Annotated in this window: 17 protein-coding genes, 1 tRNA gene and 1 riboswitch; of the genes, 16 read left to right on the forward strand and 2 right to left on the reverse strand. The window is 65.4% G+C overall.

Annotated elements, in window-relative coordinates:
* The 15 genes from ACWJKU_RS03765 to ACWJKU_RS03835 all read left to right on the forward strand — a co-directional run bounded on the left by ACWJKU_RS03765 (position 1) and on the right by ACWJKU_RS03835 (position 14,143).
* On the forward strand, positions 1-756 hold the full coding sequence (locus ACWJKU_RS03765; RefSeq protein WP_454145911.1) for a DODA-type extradiol aromatic ring-opening family dioxygenase: 756 nt from the start codon (positions 1-3) through the stop codon (positions 754-756).
* Positions 757-801: 45 nt separating this feature from the next.
* A riboswitch (cobalamin riboswitch) is annotated at positions 802-1,027 on the forward strand.
* Positions 1,028-1,188: 161 nt separating this feature from the next.
* Positions 1,189-3,048 (forward strand): TonB-dependent vitamin B12 receptor, encoded by a 1,860-nt coding sequence (gene btuB / locus ACWJKU_RS03770; protein WP_454145913.1) that lies wholly within the window; start codon positions 1,189-1,191, stop codon positions 3,046-3,048.
* 98 nt (positions 3,049-3,146) lie between these two features.
* Complete coding sequence (locus ACWJKU_RS03775; RefSeq protein WP_454145915.1) at positions 3,147-3,734, forward strand: hypothetical protein; 588 nt, start codon at positions 3,147-3,149, stop codon at positions 3,732-3,734.
* Between the two features lie 12 nt (positions 3,735-3,746).
* Complete coding sequence (cobO, locus tag ACWJKU_RS03780; RefSeq protein WP_454145917.1) at positions 3,747-4,352, forward strand: cob(I)yrinic acid a,c-diamide adenosyltransferase; 606 nt, start codon at positions 3,747-3,749, stop codon at positions 4,350-4,352.
* Entirely contained in the window at positions 4,352-5,017 is a 666-nt protein-coding gene (bluB, locus tag ACWJKU_RS03785) for a 5,6-dimethylbenzimidazole synthase (RefSeq protein WP_454145919.1), read from the forward strand. The genes cobO and bluB overlap by 1 nt, the downstream gene beginning before the upstream one ends.
* Positions 5,014-6,300, forward strand: coding sequence for a cobyrinate a,c-diamide synthase (locus ACWJKU_RS03790; protein WP_454145921.1), 1,287 nt, complete (start codon positions 5,014-5,016; stop codon positions 6,298-6,300). The genes bluB and ACWJKU_RS03790 overlap by 4 nt, the downstream gene beginning before the upstream one ends.
* 28 nt (positions 6,301-6,328) lie before the next feature.
* A complete protein-coding gene (gene cbiB, locus ACWJKU_RS03795) occupies positions 6,329-7,252 on the forward strand; it encodes an adenosylcobinamide-phosphate synthase CbiB (RefSeq protein ID WP_454145923.1) in 924 nt (307 codons plus the stop codon).
* On the forward strand, positions 7,245-8,237 hold the full coding sequence (gene cobD / locus ACWJKU_RS03800) for a threonine-phosphate decarboxylase CobD (RefSeq protein WP_454145925.1): 993 nt from the start codon (positions 7,245-7,247) through the stop codon (positions 8,235-8,237). Before cbiB ends, cobD begins: the two co-directional genes overlap by 8 nt.
* Complete coding sequence (locus ACWJKU_RS03805; RefSeq protein ID WP_454145927.1) at positions 8,234-9,709, forward strand: cobyric acid synthase; 1,476 nt, start codon at positions 8,234-8,236, stop codon at positions 9,707-9,709. Before cobD ends, ACWJKU_RS03805 begins: the two co-directional genes overlap by 4 nt.
* A complete protein-coding gene (cobU, locus tag ACWJKU_RS03810) occupies positions 9,706-10,227 on the forward strand; it encodes a bifunctional adenosylcobinamide kinase/adenosylcobinamide-phosphate guanylyltransferase (RefSeq protein WP_454145929.1) in 522 nt (173 codons plus the stop codon). Before ACWJKU_RS03805 ends, cobU begins: the two co-directional genes overlap by 4 nt.
* Positions 10,224-11,285, forward strand: coding sequence for a nicotinate-nucleotide--dimethylbenzimidazole phosphoribosyltransferase (gene cobT, locus ACWJKU_RS03815; protein WP_454145931.1), 1,062 nt, complete (start codon positions 10,224-10,226; stop codon positions 11,283-11,285). Before cobU ends, cobT begins: the two co-directional genes overlap by 4 nt.
* 297 nt (positions 11,286-11,582) lie before the next feature.
* Positions 11,583-12,161, forward strand: coding sequence for a histidine phosphatase family protein (locus tag ACWJKU_RS03820; RefSeq protein ID WP_454145933.1), 579 nt, complete (start codon positions 11,583-11,585; stop codon positions 12,159-12,161).
* Entirely contained in the window at positions 12,158-12,904 is a 747-nt protein-coding gene (locus ACWJKU_RS03825) for an adenosylcobinamide-GDP ribazoletransferase (RefSeq protein WP_454145935.1), read from the forward strand. Before ACWJKU_RS03820 ends, ACWJKU_RS03825 begins: the two co-directional genes overlap by 4 nt.
* A gap of 65 nt (positions 12,905-12,969) precedes the next feature.
* Positions 12,970-13,677 (forward strand): DUF429 domain-containing protein, encoded by a 708-nt coding sequence (locus ACWJKU_RS03830; protein ID WP_454145937.1) that lies wholly within the window; start codon positions 12,970-12,972, stop codon positions 13,675-13,677.
* Positions 13,678-13,942: 265 nt separating this feature from the next.
* On the forward strand, positions 13,943-14,143 hold the full coding sequence (locus ACWJKU_RS03835; RefSeq protein WP_454145939.1) for a hypothetical protein: 201 nt from the start codon (positions 13,943-13,945) through the stop codon (positions 14,141-14,143).
* A gap of 413 nt (positions 14,144-14,556) precedes the next feature.
* On the opposite strand, the gene ACWJKU_RS03840 is transcribed toward ACWJKU_RS03835, so the two are convergent.
* Both ACWJKU_RS03840 and ACWJKU_RS03845 read right to left on the reverse strand, forming a co-directional pair.
* A complete protein-coding gene (locus tag ACWJKU_RS03840; protein ID WP_454145941.1) occupies positions 14,557-14,934 on the reverse strand; it encodes a YceK/YidQ family lipoprotein in 378 nt (125 codons plus the stop codon).
* Between the two features lie 305 nt (positions 14,935-15,239).
* Positions 15,240-15,326 (reverse strand) — tRNA-Leu (locus tag ACWJKU_RS03845).
* Between the two features lie 82 nt (positions 15,327-15,408).
* On the opposite strand from ACWJKU_RS03845, the gene queA reads away from it, so the two are divergent.
* Positions 15,409-16,443: a tRNA preQ1(34) S-adenosylmethionine ribosyltransferase-isomerase QueA gene (queA, locus tag ACWJKU_RS03850; RefSeq protein ID WP_454145943.1), complete on the forward strand. Its 1,035-nt coding sequence runs from the start codon at positions 15,409-15,411 to the stop codon at positions 16,441-16,443.
* Positions 16,444-16,472 lie beyond the last annotated feature (29 nt).

Below are 16,472 nucleotides of genomic sequence, written 5' to 3' on the forward strand. Positions count from 1 at the left end.
ATGGACAATTTCCGCCGGACTTTCCGCGCGCTCGAAGCGTCGCTGAAGGACATGCCGCGCCAGATCGGCGCGACGCCCGAAGCCGTGCTCGTCGTCTCGGGGCATTGGACGGAACGGGACTTCGCCGTGATGTCGAGCGCTGCCCCGCCGATGGTCTACGACTACTTCGGCTTTCCGGAACACACCTATCACGTCGAGTACCGCGCGCCCGGATCGCCCGAACTCGCCCGCCGGGTGCAGGCGCTGATCCGGGCCGCCGGCCTGCCGGTCCGTCTCGACCCGCAGCGAGGTTTCGATCACGGTGCGTTCGTGCCGCTGGTCATTCTGTATCCGGACGCCGATGTGCCGGTGATTCAGTTGTCGCTGAAGTCGGACTACGACCCGGCCGGACATCTGGCGGCCGGACGGGCGCTGGCGCCGCTGCGCGAGGAGGGCGTCTTGATCATCGGCAGCGGCCTGAGTTACCACAACCTGGGGCAGATGGGGCCCGGCGCGAAAGCGGTCTCGAAAACCTTCGACGACTGGCTGCAGGATACGCTGATCGGCGCCGACCCGTCCGAGCGCGCGAGACGCCTGCTCGACTGGAGCCGCGCCCCGGCCGCGCGCCAGGCGCATCCGCGGGAAGATCATCTGATTCCGCTGATGGTGGCGGTCGGTGCGGCCGAAGGCGAGCCGGCGGCCCTCGTCTATCACGAGGAAGACCTGTTCGGCGGCGTTACCGCGTCGAGCTTCCGATTCGGCGAGGCGGCCGCGTGATGAGCTTTCGCGGACTTTTTGTTGACGCCGCGCGATCCGTCGCCTAAGCTTCGCCCCGCTTCAGGTGTCCCGGCCAGCGGTGCTGCCGGGATTAAACGGGAAGCCGGTGCGTTCCCGACTCGGAAGGAACAAGGCCGGCGCTGCCCCCGCAACGGTAAGCGAGTCAAGGAACAGCACGACGCCACTGCGTTTTGACACGCGGGAAGGCGCTGTTCCAGGGATGGACACCCCGCTCGCGAGCCCGGAGACCGGCCTGGAGTCAGGTCGGCATCGCGGAGGGCGACGCCCGGACAGGCACCTTGCGTCGAAATACGCTCCGATATTTCGCCCCGCCCGTTCGTCTCGCTTGCGGACGCAATCGTCCGCCGATTTCTCCTCCCGTGCCTTGCGCAACCCTATCCCGCGCGGGTGTGCACGGGGGAAGTCAAGAACATGAAAACCGAAACGCGCTGCCTTCAAGCGGCATTACTGTCTCTTTATCTGCCGTCGGCTCATGGCGATGAAGCCAACCCATCTCGACTCGATACCATTACGGTCACCGCTACTCGGACCGAGCGTAGCGCCGAGGAGTCCCTGGCCTCGGTCACCGTCATCGACCGCGACGAGATCGAGCGCCGGCAGGCGCAGTCCGTCCAGGATGTCCTGCGTGGCGTGCCGGGGCTGTCCGTCACCAATAACGGCGGTCTGGGAAAGAATACTTCGGTACACCTGCGCGGAACCGAATCCGGCCATGTGCTGGTATTGATCGACGGTGTGCGCGCCGGTTCGGCCACCAACGGAGCGATGGCCTTCCAGGACATTCCCGTCGATCAGATCGAGCGCATCGAAATCGTTCGGGGACCGCGCTCGAGTTTGTACGGTTCGGAGGCGATCGGCGGCGTGATCCAGATCTTCACCCGCAAGGGCAGGGAGGGATTCAAGCCTTACTTGAGCTTCGGCGCCGGCAGCCATTCGATGTACAAGGCGGCGGGCGGCGTATCCGGGGGCGATGACCGGGCGTGGTACAGCCTCAACGGTTCCCGCTTGGAAACGCGCGGTTTCAATTCTTGTGCCGGGCGGCCTTTCAGTCTCGGCGGCGGGGGCTGTTTCACCCGGCAACCCGATCACGACGGCTATCGCAATACCTCCGGCAGCGCCCGCGCCGGTTATCGCTTCGCGAACGGCCTGGAAATCGAGGGCAACCTACTGCACGCGGAAGGGGACAACGAGTTCGACGGCAGTTTTCAGAACCGCTCGACTTTCGTGCAGCAGATGCTGGGCGGGAGCCTGAAATATTCGCCGGCCGAATTCTGGAGCACGACCCTCCGTGCCGGCCGAACCTTGGACGAATCGGACAATTTTTTTGACCGGCAATTCAGCAGTTCCTTCAACACGCAGCGGGTCAACGTCACTTGGCAGAACGATTTCGCTCTCGCGGAAGGGCACCTTTTCACCCTGGGGCTGGATTACTACAACGATCGGGTCGACGGCACCACCGACTATGCCGTGAACTCGCGCGACGACAAGGCCGGCTTTGCTCAGTACCAACTGACCTTGGGCGGATTCGATGCGGTAGCGGGGGTACGCGTGGACGACAATGAGCAGTTCGGCGTTCAGCCGACCGGGAACGTCGCCTTGGGCTATGGCTTCGAAAACGGCATCCGGCTGACCGGATCTTGGGGTACCGCCTTCAAAGCGCCGTCTTTCAACGAGCTTTACTTCCCGGGTTTCGGCAATCCCGTGCTCGATCCGGAAAATTCGGAGAGCTGGGAAGTCGGGGTGAGCGGCCGGCACGCGGGCGTGGCCTGGGCGCTCAACGGCTATCACACAGAAATCGACAATATGATCGCCACCGTGTGCGGCCTCGCGAACTGCTTCGCCGAAAACCTGAACCGGGCGCGCATACTCGGTCTCGAAGCCCAGGCTTCGACCCGGCTCATGGGATTCGACATCGCCGCCAATCTGAGCCTGCTCGATCCCGAAAACCTGGGCGAAGGAGCCAGCCGCGGCAAGCGGCTGCCGCGCCGGGCGAAGTCCATGTTCCGGTTCGACCTGGACCGCGCCGTCGGCCCGGCCCGGGTCGGAACCACGGTATATGGCGAGGGCCAGCGTTTCGACGACGTCGCCAACACGCAGCCCCTGGCCGGTTACGTGACGGTCGATCTGCGCGCCAGCGTCGATCTGCATCGGGGCTTGTCTCTGGAGGGGCGGGTGGCTAATCTGTTGAACAAGCAGTATCAGACTGCCCGTTTTTTCAATCAGGACGACTTGAACTTCTTCCTGACCTTGCGCTACGCGCCGGATGTCCTGTGATTCCATTCCGACACGGGCCGAATGAACGCTTTTCGCCGGCGCGGTAGGCCGAAATCGAGCTTACGATCCAACTCAAATCAACCATGGGAAGACACGATATGAATGACACGACATCGAAGAACTTCTGGCCTGTCGCCCTGGGCCTCGCCGCGCTCATGGCCGCCACCCGCAGCCACCATTTCGCGAGCGTCACCCATTTGCCCGACGCTTCCTGGGCGGTCTTTTTCCTGGCCGGCTTCTATCTGCGTCCGGCCTGGATGTTTCCGGCGCTGCTCGGGCTGGCTGGGCTCAGCGATTACGTGGCCATCACCTGGCTCGGCGTCAGCGATTTCTGCGTCAGCCCGGCCTACGGTTTCCTGCTGCCGGCTTATGGCGCATTGTGGCTGGCCGGCCGCTGGTATGCGCGCCGTCACCATTTCCGGTTTTCCACCCTGCCGTCGCTGGCCTTGGCCCTGTTGACCGGCGCCGCAATCAGCGAACTCCTGTCCAGCGGCGGCTTCTATTTCTTCTCCGGGCGTTACGTGGAAACCAATTTCGCCGAATTCGGCGCGCGGCTGGCGAAATACTTCCCGCACGCGCTGGAAGGCATAGCGCTCTACATCGCGGCCGCAATCCTGGTTCATGTGGCTTTCGGCCTGGCGAGACCCGGCCGGTCCGTCGAAGATCACGGGCGTCAGGCGCACTGAGGCAGGTTTCTCATGTCGGATTCGTCGCGAGAGGAAAGCCACCGCCGGCGGATGGCGCGCAAGAAGGCGGTGGTGGATAGCACCATCGCCCGGGCCACGCTGGACAAAGGTCTGCTGCTGGTGCTCACCGGCAACGGCAAGGGCAAGTCCTCATCCGCCTTCGGCATGGTCGCCCGCGCTTTGGGGCACGGCATGAGGGTGGGCGTGTGTCAGTTCATCAAGGGCCGCTCGGATACCGGGGAAGAAGCCTTTTTCCGCCGGCATCCGGGCGTGGAATGGCGGGTGCTGGGCGAGGGCTTCACCTGGGAGACGCAAGACCGGGAGCGCGATACCGCCGTCGCCCGCGAAGGCTGGGAAACGGCCCGCGCCATGCTGACCGACTCGTCTTATGGACTCGTGGTCCTGGACGAACTCACCTATCCCTTGAAATACGGTTACCTGGACACCGGAACGGTACTCGCGGATCTCGCCGCGCGCCCGCCCATGCAGCACGTGGTGGTCACCGGGCGCGGCGCGCCGGAGGGCCTGATCGATGCGGCGGACACCGTGACCGAGATGCGCGACGTGAAGCATGCCTACGCAGCCGGCGTGCGGGCGCAGCCGGGCATCGATCTGTAATGACGCAACACCGCTATCCTGATGGCGACCGTGCCGCGGTTTACCGGGTGATCCGGGAACGCCGCGACATGCGCCATTTTCGGCGCGGAGCGATCGATCCCGCGGTTCTGCAGCGGCTGCTCGACGCCGCCCGTTTCGCGCCCTCCGTGGGTTACATGCAGCCCTGGCGCTTTATACGCATCACCGACCCGGCGCTTCGCCGCGCCATTCACGCGCTGGTCAGCGCCGAGTGCGAGGCCACGGCGGCGGCCTGCGGCTCGCGGGCGGAAGAAGTGCGGAGGCTGAAGCTCGAAGGCATCCTGGAATGCGGCGAGCTGCTGGTCGCCGCGCTGGCCGAGGGCCGCGAACGTTACGTCCTGGGCCGGCGCACGCTGCCGGAGATGGATTTGTGTTCCGTCGCCTGCGCCATCCAGAATCTGTGGCTTGCCGCCCGCGCGGAAGGGCTGGGGATGGGCTGGGTGTCGCTGTTCGAACCCGACGACCTGGCCCGATTGCTGAATCTGCCGCAGGGCGCCCGCCCGGTGGCCGTGCTCTGCCTGGGTCAGGTCGATGCCTTCTACCCCGAACCTCTGCTGGAAACCGCAGGCTGGGACACGCGCCGCCCGGCGGAGGAAACCGTGTTCGAGAACGGCTGGGGACAGCCGGTCAATCTGGTGAATCCATGAATCGCTGTCCCGCTCTGCTGATCGCCGCGCCCGCCTCGGGTCAGGGCAAGACCACCGTCACGGCGGGCCTGGCCCGGCTGCACGCCCGGCAGGGACGAAGGGTGCGGGTGTTCAAGACCGGTCCCGATTTCCTCGACCCGATGATATTGGAAAAGGCGAGCGGCGCGCCGGTTTACAATCTGGATCTCTGGATGGGCGGCGAATCGCATTGCCGCCGCCTGCTGCACGAAGCGGCCGGCGATACCGATCTGATCCTGGTCGAAGGCGTGATGGGGCTCTACGACGGCGCGCCGTCCAGCGCCGATCTCGCGGTTTTGTTCGGCATCCCGGTTCTGGCGGTGATCGACGCTTCCGCGATGGCCCAGACTTTCGCTGCCGTCGCCCACGGTCTCTCCGCGTATCGCAAGGACTTGCCGTTCGCCGGCGTGCTGGCCAACCGGGTGGGCAGCGCGGGACACGCGGAACTGCTCCGCAGCGCCTTGCCCGATCCCGCCGTCTGGCGCGGCGCCTTGCCGCGCGAGGCCGATTTCGCCTTGCCGGAGCGCCATCTGGGCCTCCACCCTGCGGAAGAGATCGCCGATCTCGACGCCCGCATCGAGGCCGTGGCCGACGCTTTAGAAAGCACATCGCCGGCTGAATTGCCGCCGCCGGTCGAGTTTCCGCCGGCCGAGTCCGAAGTTCCGAGCGCCCGGTTGGCGAACATGACGATCGCCGTGGCGCGGGATGCCGCCTTCTGCTTTCTCTATCCGGCCAATCTCGACACTTTGCGCGCCCTGGGCGCGAACCTGGTTTTCTTTTCGCCGCTGGCCGATGCCGATTTGCCGAAAGCCGATGCGGTCTGGCTGCCCGGCGGCTATCCCGAACTGCATCTCGGCCGGCTGGCCGTCAACCGCGGCATGAAGGACGCGCTGCGCCGCCATCATGCCGCGGGCAAGCCCATCCTCGCCGAATGCGGAGGGTTCTTGTATCTTCTGGAAACGCTCGCCGACGCCCAGGGCCGCCAAGCGAGGATGGCGGGCCTTTTGCCCGGCCGCGCGGTGATGCAGCCGCGGCTCGCCAATCTCGGGCTGCACGGCGTGGAACTGCCCGAAGGCGGCTTGCGCGGACATACCTTCCATCACGCGCGGGCCGAGGCGGATCTCGCGCCCATCGCCCACACCCGCGCCGGGCGGAACCACGGCCAGCCGGAGGCGGTTTACCGGGAGCGGCGCTTGACCGCCTCCTTTTTGCATTTTTACTTTCCATCCAATCCCGCCGCCGCGGCGGCTCTCTTCGCGGTATGAACCCGAAGCCGCTGGCGGAGCGCCGGACATGACCGCGACCTTGATCGTGGCTGCCGTGCTGCTGGATCGGTTGCTGGGCGAACCTCGTCGTTTTCATCCTCTCGTGGGCTTCGGACGAGTTGCAGGAACGCTGGAGGCCCGGTGGAATCCTCGGCATCGAAGCGAGCGCCACGGAGCCGGCGCGCAACTCGCGGGCGTCGCCACGGTTCTGCTGCTGCTGATCCCGGCCACGGCGCTCGCGGCCTGGCTGGCGTCGATTCCCGTGTTTGGCGTCGCGTTCGGCGTGCTGACGCTGTATGCCGCATTGGGGTTCGCGAGTCTCGGCGAACACGCCGAGGCGGTGCAGGCGGCTCTCGCGGCCGGCGATCTGGCCGAGGCGCGGCGGCGGGTGGGCTATATGGTGAGCCGCGACACGAGCGACATGAAACCCGAGGATGTGGCGCGGGCCGCGGTCGAATCGGTGTTGGAGAACGGCAACGACGCGGTGTTCGGCGCGCTGTTCTGGTTCGCTCTGGCCGGCGCGCCCGGTGCGGTGCTGTACCGGCTGGCGAACACTCTGGACGCCATGTGGGGCTACAAGAGCGAACGCTTTCTCCGCTTCGGCTGGGCGGCGGCGCGGCTGGACGACGGGTTGAATTATCTACCGGCGCGGCTGGCTGCTTTGACCTACGCGCTCCTGGGCGACGCCCGGCTGGCCTTGCTCTGCTGGCGCACCCAGGCGGGTGGATGGGACAGCCCCAACGCCGGGCCGGTCATGGCGGCGGGGGCGGGCGCTCTGCGGCTCGCGCTCGGCGGTCCGGCCCGTTACCGCGGCGAGTGGCATGCGCGGCCCGGACTGGGGCAGGGGCCCGCGCCCGGCGCGGCGGACATTCCGCGCGCCGTGGCGCTGGTTCGACGCGGGGTCTGGCTGTGGTTGATCTTATTCTTTTTGGGAGGATGGCTCGGTGCTTGAACACGGCGGCCGTTTGCGTGCGGCGGCCGCGCGATTTCGTATTCCCCTGGCCGATTGGCTGGATCTGTCCACCGGTATCCATCCGGCCGGTTGGACCGTGCCCGACGTTCCGCCTGCGGTCTGGGCGCGCCTTCCGGAAGACGACGACGGACTGGAGGCGGCGGCTTCGGCCTATTACGGCTGCGACAGCCTCTTGCCGGTGGCGGGTTCGCAGGCGGCGATCCAGGCGCTGCCGGCGCTGCTTCGTCCCGGACGGGTGGGCGTGATCCGGCCGGGTTACGCCGAACACGCCCACGCCTGGCGGCGCGCGGGGCACGAGGTGATCGGCGTCGCGCCGGAAACCTTCGCGCAAGGTCCCGGCTTCGAATCGTGGGACGTGCTGGTGGCGATCAATCCCAACAATCCGACCGGCGATCGTTTCGCGCCGGAATTGCTTCTGGCCTGGCACGAACGGCTCGCCGCCCGCGGCGGCTGGCTGGTGGTGGACGAAGCTTTCATGGACTCTACGCCCGAATTCAGTCTCGCCGGATTTTGTCCGCGCCCCGGGCTGATCGTACTCCGCTCCCTCGGCAAATTCTTCGGGCTGGCCGGCGTGCGGGCGGGCTTCGTGCTGGCGGAATCCGACCTGCTCGAACGCCTGGCCGATCTGCTCGGTCCGTGGGCGGTGACCGGACCCTCGCGTTGGGTGGCGCGGCAGGCTTTGACCGACCGCGGCTGGCAGGCGGTCGAGCGCCGGCGGCTGCCCGAAAACGCCCGGCGGCTGGCGGACTTATTGACGGCCGGCGGCCTCGCGCCCTCCGGCGGCTGCGCCCTGTTTCAATGGTGTCCCGCGGCCGACGCGGCAGAGCGGCACGAATCGCTGGCCCGGCAGGGCATTCTGGCCCGGCTGTTCGACGATCCGCCGGGGCTGCGCTTCGGGCTGCCGGGGAGCGAGCCGGCCTGGGCGCGGTTGGAACAGGCGTTGCCGAGGAAACAATCCCGATGACGGCCCGCACCCTGATGGTTCAAGGCACCACGTCCGACGCCGGCAAGAGCACGCTGGTCGCCGCTCTGTGCCGTTTGCTGGCCCGGCGCGGCGTGAAGGTCGCTCCGTTCAAGCCGCAGAACATGGCGCTGAACAGCGCCGTCACCGAGGACGGCGGCGAGATCGGCCGGGCCCAGGCGGTGCAGGCTCGGGCGGCGGGACTGGAGCCTCACACCGACATGAATCCGGTGCTCCTGAAGCCCAATACCGACACCGGCGCCCAGGTCATCGTCCAGGGCCGGGCCATCGGCAACCTGAATGCCGGCGACTACCACGCTTACAAACGCATCGCTCGCCGCGCGGTGCTAGAGTCCCACGGGCGGCTCGCGGCCCGGTTCGACGCGATCGTCGCGGAAGGCGCGGGCTCGCCGGCGGAAATCAATCTGCGCGAAGGCGATATCGCCAACATGGGGTTCGCGGAAGCGGTGGACTGCCCGGTCATCCTGATCGCCGACATCGACCGGGGCGGCGTGTTCGCCCATCTGGCCGGCACCCTCGCGCTGTTGTCGGAAACCGAACGGGCGCGGGTGGCCGGCTTCGTCATCAACCGCTTCCGCGGCGACATCGCTCTGCTGCAACCGGGGCTGGACTGGCTGGAGCGGGAGACCGGCAAACCGGTTTTGGGCGTACTGCCTTATCTCCACGGCTTGCACCTGGAGGCGGAGGACGCGATCGAATCCCGACAGAGCAACCCGAGCGCCGGAGCATTGCGGGTGGCCGTGCCGGTCACGCCGAGAATCAGCAATCACACCGATTTCGATCCTCTGCGCCTGCATCCCCAGGTCGACCTTCGCTTCGTGCATCCGGGCGGGACGCCGCCTCCTGCGGACCTCGCGATCCTGCCCGGCTCCAAGAGCGTGCGCGCCGATCTATCCTTCCTGCGGACCAACGGCTGGGAAGCTTATCTTCGGCGTCATCTGCGTTACGGCGGCAAGCTGCTGGGCATCTGCGGCGGCTTTCAGATGCTCGGGCGGGAAATCCGCGATCCTCTGGGCCTCGAAAGCGAGGCGGGCACCTGTTCCGGTTTCGGCTGGCTGGAGATGGCGACGGTGCTGGAGCCGGAAAAGCGGCTCCGCAACGTGCGCGGCGAGCTGATGCTGGAGAACGCGCCGGTGACGGGCTACGAAATCCATGCGGGGGTGACGAAAGGGCCTGCGCTGGAGAACCCCTTCGCTCGATTGAAAAACCGAAACGACGGCGCATGCTCGGAGGATGGACAGATCATGGGCACCTATCTGCACGGCCTGTTCGAGTCCGCCGCCGCGACCGACGCCATTCTGCGCTGGGCCGGGCTGACCGAACCGGAAACCCCGGATTACGCGGCGATCCGGGAAGCCGAAATCGACCGCCTGGCGGATGCCGTAGCCGCCCATCTGAACATGAATACGATCGAGCGGATGCTGGGCCTGGCCCGGCGTGGAGAATTCCCGTGAAAGAACTGATCCTGGGCGGAGTGCGCTCCGGAAAAAGCCGGCTGGCCGAAAAGCGCGCCGCGGACAGCGGCCTGGCCGTGACCTATATCGCCACCGCGCGGGTCGGCGACGAGGGCATGCGGCGGCGAGCGGAAGAACATCGACGCCGCCGTCCGGCCGATTGGGACCTGGTCGAAGAGCCGCTGGACCTGGCCGGCGCCTTGCGCGCCCGCGCGGATGAAAAGCGCTGCCTGATCGTCGATTGCCTCACCCTGTGGCTGACCCAGCTTTTGTGCGAGACCGACGCGGCGAGACTCGCACGCGAGCGGAACGCCCTGGTCGAAATCCTGCCCGGTCTTCCTGGGCACATCATTCTGATCGGCAACGAAACCAACATGGGCGTACTGCCACCGGGGGAACTGAGCCGCCGCTATTGCGACGAGGCCGGCCTGTTGCATCAGGAACTGGCGGGCGCCTGCGACCGGGTGATCCTGACCGTGGCGGGGCTGTCGTGGGTATTGAAAGGGGAGAAATTGTGACTGTTGAACTGACCTGGCTGAAAGGCCCCGTGGCTAGCCCTGACGAAGAGGCGGCTCGGATGGCTGCCGAGCGTCAGGCGACGCTCATCAAACCGCCGGGCGCGCTGGGACGGCTGGAATCGCTGGCAATCCGGCTCGCCGCCTGGCAGGGAACGCCTAAGCCCTCCGCCGATTGGGTACGCATCGTCCTGTTTGCCGGAGATCACGGCGTGGCGGAAGAGGGCGTGTCCGCGTTTCCCCAATCGGTCACGGCGGCCATGGTGCGCCAGTTCGCCCAGGGCGGCGCGGCGGTGAGCGTGCTGGCCCGTGTGCTCGGCGCGGAACTGGAAGTGATCAATCTGGGTACGGTGGAGGAAATTGGACGCTTGCCGGGAGTACTGAATCTCTGTCTCGGGGCGGGCACAGCCAATTTCGCCCGTGAACCGGCCATGACCGAACGCCAGTTGGCGCAGGCGCTCGGCGCGGGCCGCGACGCCGCCGGGCGGGCCCGCGCGGCCGGAGTCCAAATCTTCATCGGCGGCGAGATGGGCATCGGCAACACCACCGCCGCCGCCGCGCTGGCCTCGGCCCTGCTCGGCGAAGCCCCCGAAGCGCTGGCCGGCCCCGGCGCGGGCCTGGGTGGGGAGGGCGTGCGGCACAAAATCGAGGTCATCCGCCGGGCTCTGGCGTTGCATGGCCGGTACTTAGCCGATCCGCAGGAAGCCTTGCGTCGGCTCGGCGGTTTCGAAATCGCCGGCCTCGCCGGAGCCTTTATCGCTTGTGCCCAGCAGGGGCTCCCGGTATTGGTGGACGGGTTCATCTGCGCGGCGGCGGCGCTGGCGGCGGAACGGCTGTGTCCGGGCGCTTCCGGCTGGTTTCTCTACGCCCACGCCTCGGCGGAACCGGGGCATGGGCGAATCCTGGCGGCGCTGGACGGGAAACCTCTGCTGGATCTGGGGATGCGCCTCGGCGAAGGCAGCGGGGCCGCCGCAGCGGTGCCCTTGTTGCGGCTGGCCTGTGCCCTGCACGCAGGCATGGCTACCTTTGATGAGACGGGAATTGCGGGCAAGCCGCCGTGAGTGATGATGTCGTTAACCTGCATTTCTCACGCCTCTTCGTTGCGAGGGCGTCGAGGCGCCGCTGTGGCGCGCCGCACGCACGGACCGAGTGACGGCGTAGCCGTAGCCGGCACTACGGCGAGCCGCCGTGCCGGGGCTGTAGGATGTGCCGACGAAAGAGGCGCATCGTTCGCGAACGATGCGGTTCGTTCCTCACCGCATCCTACGGTCTTTGTTTGCAATTGGGACAGCGTTCGCAGTAGGAAGGGTCGCTTCGGCGCTCCCGAAGCGGCCGTTTGCGATTGGAGGGTATGAGAAATGCGGGTTAACATCGACCTGCTGCGCCACGGCGAGACCGTGGGCGGCGCGCGGTTCCGCGGCAGCCTGGACGATCCGCTGACGGAACAAGGCTTTCGGCAAATGGATGCCGCCGTGGCAAACGGCGGTCCCTGGGATGCGATCGTCACCTCGCCCTTGTCGCGCTGCGCCGCGTTCGCCGAGAGCCTGGCCGTAAAGCTGGGCATTCCTTCGGAAATCGACGAACGGCTCAGGGAAATTCATTTCGGCGCTTGGGAAGGGCGCAGCTATGCCGAACTGATGGCGACGGCGCCGGGCGCGCTGACTCGCTTTCTCGGTGATCCTTTCCGGCATCCGCCGCCGGAAGCGGAGCGGCTGGAGGCGTTCCGGCAGCGGACGCTCGATGCTCTGCGGGACCACCTGATGCCGCGCAACCGGGGCCGCCGTCTGTTGCTCGTCACCCACGGCGGCGTGATCCGGGTGATGCTCTGCCATGCGCGGCGCTGGCCGCTCGCCCGTTTGCTCGAGATCGACGTGCCGCACGCTTCGCTGCACAGCCTCTGCGGGAGCGGCGAACGTTGCGAAGAGGCGCGTTCGTGAACCGGTTTCTGCCCCTGCTCATCGCCCTGCAATTTCTGACCCGCCTGCCGGTGCGCCTGAATGTGCCGCCGGACGGTCCGGCGCTAGGCCGTTCGCTGCTTTTCTATCCCCTGGTCGGCTTGGGACTGGGGCTGGCGCTCGCGGTGCTGGCCCAGAGCCTGGCCGAGGTCGGCGGCCGGCTGCCGGCGGCGATCGTATTGACGGCGTGGGTGGCCTTTACCGGAGCCTTGCATTTGGACGGACTGGCGGACAGCGCCGACGCCTGGGCCGGGGGCTTTCGCGACCGGGATCGCACCCTCGCCATCATGAAGGACCCTCGCAGCGGCCCGGTCGCCGTGGTCGTGCTGGTGCTGGTGCTGCTCCTCAAGTTCGCCGCGCTGGAGCACGTCGTCGCCCGGCACGACTGGAGCGCCCTCGCGCTCGCGCCGGTGCTGGGCCGCGCCGCACCGCTGCTGCTATTGCTCACCACGCCTTATGTGCGGCCCGGCGGTCTCGGTTCCGAACTGGCGAAGCATCTGCCGCGCCGGAGCGGCATGCTGGCGTTATCCGTGACTTTAGCCGGCGCTTCGATCGTTGCCGGTACGCGCGGTATTTGGCCTTTTCTCGCGGCCGGAGCATTGTTCTGCTGGCTGCGGCTGTCGATGGTCCGGCGCATCGGCGGAACCACCGGAGATACCGCCGGAGCGACGATCGAACTTACCGAATGCGCGGTTCTGGTCGGCCTGGCCTTGGCCGAGGGATAGGCGCCGTCGCCGCGCGCATCGGGACGGCTTTTCGCGTGAGACGATCGGGCCGATCGAAGAATCATATGCCGAGCACGATCGCCGGAGTCGACGGTTGCCCGGGAGGCTGGTTCGTCGTCCGCGCGGCGCTTGAAGGCGGCGACCCGACGTGGAGCATGCATTCGTCTTTCGCGGCGGTGATCCGGCATATTCCCCCGCCGGGCATCATTGCGATCGACATTCCCATCGGCCTGTGCGCCGAAGGTAGCCGCGAATGCGATTTGGCGGCCCGCCGGCTTCTGGGCCCCAGGCGCGCGTCCTCTGTTTTCACCGCGCCGTTGCGTCCGCTGCTCGCCGCCGGCACGCACGCGGAAGCTTCCGCCCGGCGCCGGGCCATCGAAGGTAGGGGCATGTCCGTTCAAGCCTTTGCCATCATGCCCAAGGTCGCGGAGGTCGATGCGCATCTCCGCGCTCATGCGAGCGATGTCTCGCGTGTGTACGAGGTGCATCCCGAACTGACGTTCGCCGTGCTGAACGGTGGGAGGCCGCTGCCGCATTCCAAAAAGAGCGCGGCCGGACGCCTGGAACGCTTGGCGCTGCTCGCCGGGCATTTCGGGGATAGACCTCGGCGCATCGTTGCCGAACGCCCGCGCAGGCTGGTTGCGGCGGACGACGTGCCGGATGCGTTCGCTGCGCTGTGGACCGCCCGTCGCATCGCCCGGGGCGAGGGCCGTTCGATCCCGCAATCACCCGATCGGGATGAGGAAGGATTGCCGATGGCGATCTTCTTTTAGTTGGTGCGTTTTCCGATTGGATGCGGTATCCGCTGCCATCGCCCGGTATTCCGGCGGCAGCGGGCCGTCATCCAGGATCATCCCATGATGTGTAGGCTTCGCTCCGGTCGAAATCGGGTACATAAGCCGGCTGCTATTATTTCCATAGGCAAGCCTTATGATGAATTATGAAAGCGATTATTTCCTGTTTCGGTGATAATAAAGCCCGCACAGCCGCCGAGTTTTGGTTATGATTATTTCCGTAACTCAAACTATGGAGGCGTTTATGCACATTTTGTTGCTGTTTGCGATCGTTCCGTTTCTGCTGCTGCTCGCGGGATTGGTCCTGCTCGGCCTGATGCTGGCGGCGGCCGCCATCGTGGAATTCCCTTGGGTCGTGCTGGCGGCGGCAGGGCTTGGGCTGTGGGTTCGTCATAGCCTGCCGAGTCTGGGCAAGAAGCAGGACGTGTTATGCCAGTCGATGTGATGTTTTTTCGGCCCGCGCCGGCTTCGACCCAATCCCGGTCTTTTCGGCTGGGATGGGTCGCTCGTCCGGCCGGGAAACCTTTCGCCGGCAGACAAAGATATTTGCCTTGCGGCAAGCCGATGCACCGCCCGGCAAGATAAGGCGACAAACTTTAAACGGATCGGATGCCCCGCCGCATCCGCCACATCGTTCTTTGCGAACACGATCCGCAGGCTGCGGAATTCTCGATACCGTCCATCGATTTTTGGGTACGCTCTTCAGGGCTCGATCGTCCTGGCCGGCTTTCCGCCCGTACAAATCCATTTCACGAGTTCCGAAGCGGAACCCGTTCGGCCGAAACCGGGGCTTATCGTTCGTATTCCGCCGCGCCCGACGAACCGTCAACCGGCTTCCCTGAAAATGCCGGTCGGGTTTTACGGCAAATCGCTTTCAGGTTTTCCTCCGTCTTCCCGCGCTTTCGGGCTCAAAGGTCCTTTCGACGGGCCGTGGGTTGCGTCGGAACCGCCCGGCGTTTCGATGCGATAGAAGTCGTAAGGCAGCACAAGAGTATCGAAGACGGCCGAAACAGGCAGGTCGAAAACGAGAATGGACGTCACCAATCCATTGATCCACCCCGATTGCTGACGCTCGCCGCCGAATATCTCGGCCATTTCGTTCACGTCCAGTTGAACGCCGGGATAAGCCGTCCACCGGTCGTCGAGCATTTCGGTCCTCGCGCGTATGCTCGAGCAGCCGGAGACGAGGGCGCTCAGGAGAACAATAATGGCCAAATTTCGAACGTCAGCTTTCATCGTTTTTCCTTACCGTTGTATGGAGGCTGTGTTTCCGGGAGTGGATCGGAATTACCCGATTCTGGGGGGGCGGCTGGAGGAACGGTAAAAGCGGTCTCCGGGCATGATGTCTCGATCTGCGGCCTAATCCATCAGGCTTGCCGGTTCCGCCATCAGTTCGGGTATCTTCATCTACGAAGCTAGGGCAAAGCAGACCTTCGTGTCAAATTTCGTCCCGTTCGCCGACCGCTTCGGCCGAGAGTCCCTCGCTCCTTCGCAGGCAACAAAAAAGGCTTGACGATTTCTCGTAAGCCTTTGATATTTAATGGTGCCGAGGGTCGGAATCGAACCGACACTGAGTTTCCCCAACCAGATTTTGAGTCTGGCGCGTCTACCAGTTTCGCCACCTCGGCGCGAAAGCAGACGAATTATAAAGAAGTCTATTTTAAAAAGCCAGATACTGCGCTCTTACTCGCCGATTGATACCATCTGATAATGCGCAAGAGTGATTTCTTTTTTGAACTTCCCGAAGATCTGATCGCCCAACATCCTTTAGCGGAGCGGAGCGCCAGTCGATTGCTGTGTTTGGACGGAACGAGCGGCGAAATCGAAGATCGTGTGTTTATCGCATTGTCCGAGTTGATCGATCCGGGCGATCTATTGGTTTTTAACGACACGAAAGTGGTGCCGGCGCGCCTGTTCGGACGCAAGGCGTCCGGGGGGCGAGTGGAGATCCTGATCGAGCGGGTGCTCGAGGCGAGCGCCGGCCTGGCTCATGTGCGCGCGAGCAAGGCTCCTAAGGCGGGAACCGAAATTCTGCTGGACGGCGGTTTTCGGTGCCTGATTCAGGGACGGCGAGACGATTTGTTCCTGCTGGCGGTCCTCGACGATCGAACCATCGACGAGGTTCTGAGCACCGTCGGGCACATTCCGCTGCCGCCTTATATCGACCGCCCGGACTCGGTATCCGACTGGGAGCGTTATCAGACGGTGTTCGCGCAACAGCCCGGCGCCGTGGCGGCGCCCACCGCCGGCTTGCATTTCGATGAGGCGATGCTGGAACGCCTGGCGGCGAAAGGCGTCGATCGGGCCTTCGTGACGCTGCATGTGGGCAGCGGCACGTTTCAGCCGTTGCGGGTGGATGAATTGGACCGACACAAGATGCATTCGGAGCGTTGCGAGGTCGATGCGGCCGTGGTGGAAAAGGTCGACGAGGTCAGGCGGCGCGGCGGGCGGGTGATTGCCGTCGGAACGACCGTGGTGCGGACGCTGGAGTCGGCATCGCTCGGGGGCTCTCTGGCTCCTTACAAAGGCGAGACGAATTTGTTCATTCGTCCAGGATTCCGGTTTCGTTGCGTCGATGCCATGATCACCAACTTTCACCTTCCGGAGTCGACTCTGTTGACCTTGGTGTGCGCCTTTGCCGGTCATGCCGAAGTTTTGGCGGCCTATCGGCATGCCGTCGAACACCGGTACCGGTTTTTCAGTTACGGCGATGCGATGTTTGTCACGCGCAAGTCGCATTCGTAGCCGAAAATAGCGGCATCATCCATTTTTTA

This window comes from Methylocaldum sp. MU1018, from assembly GCF_053646775.1.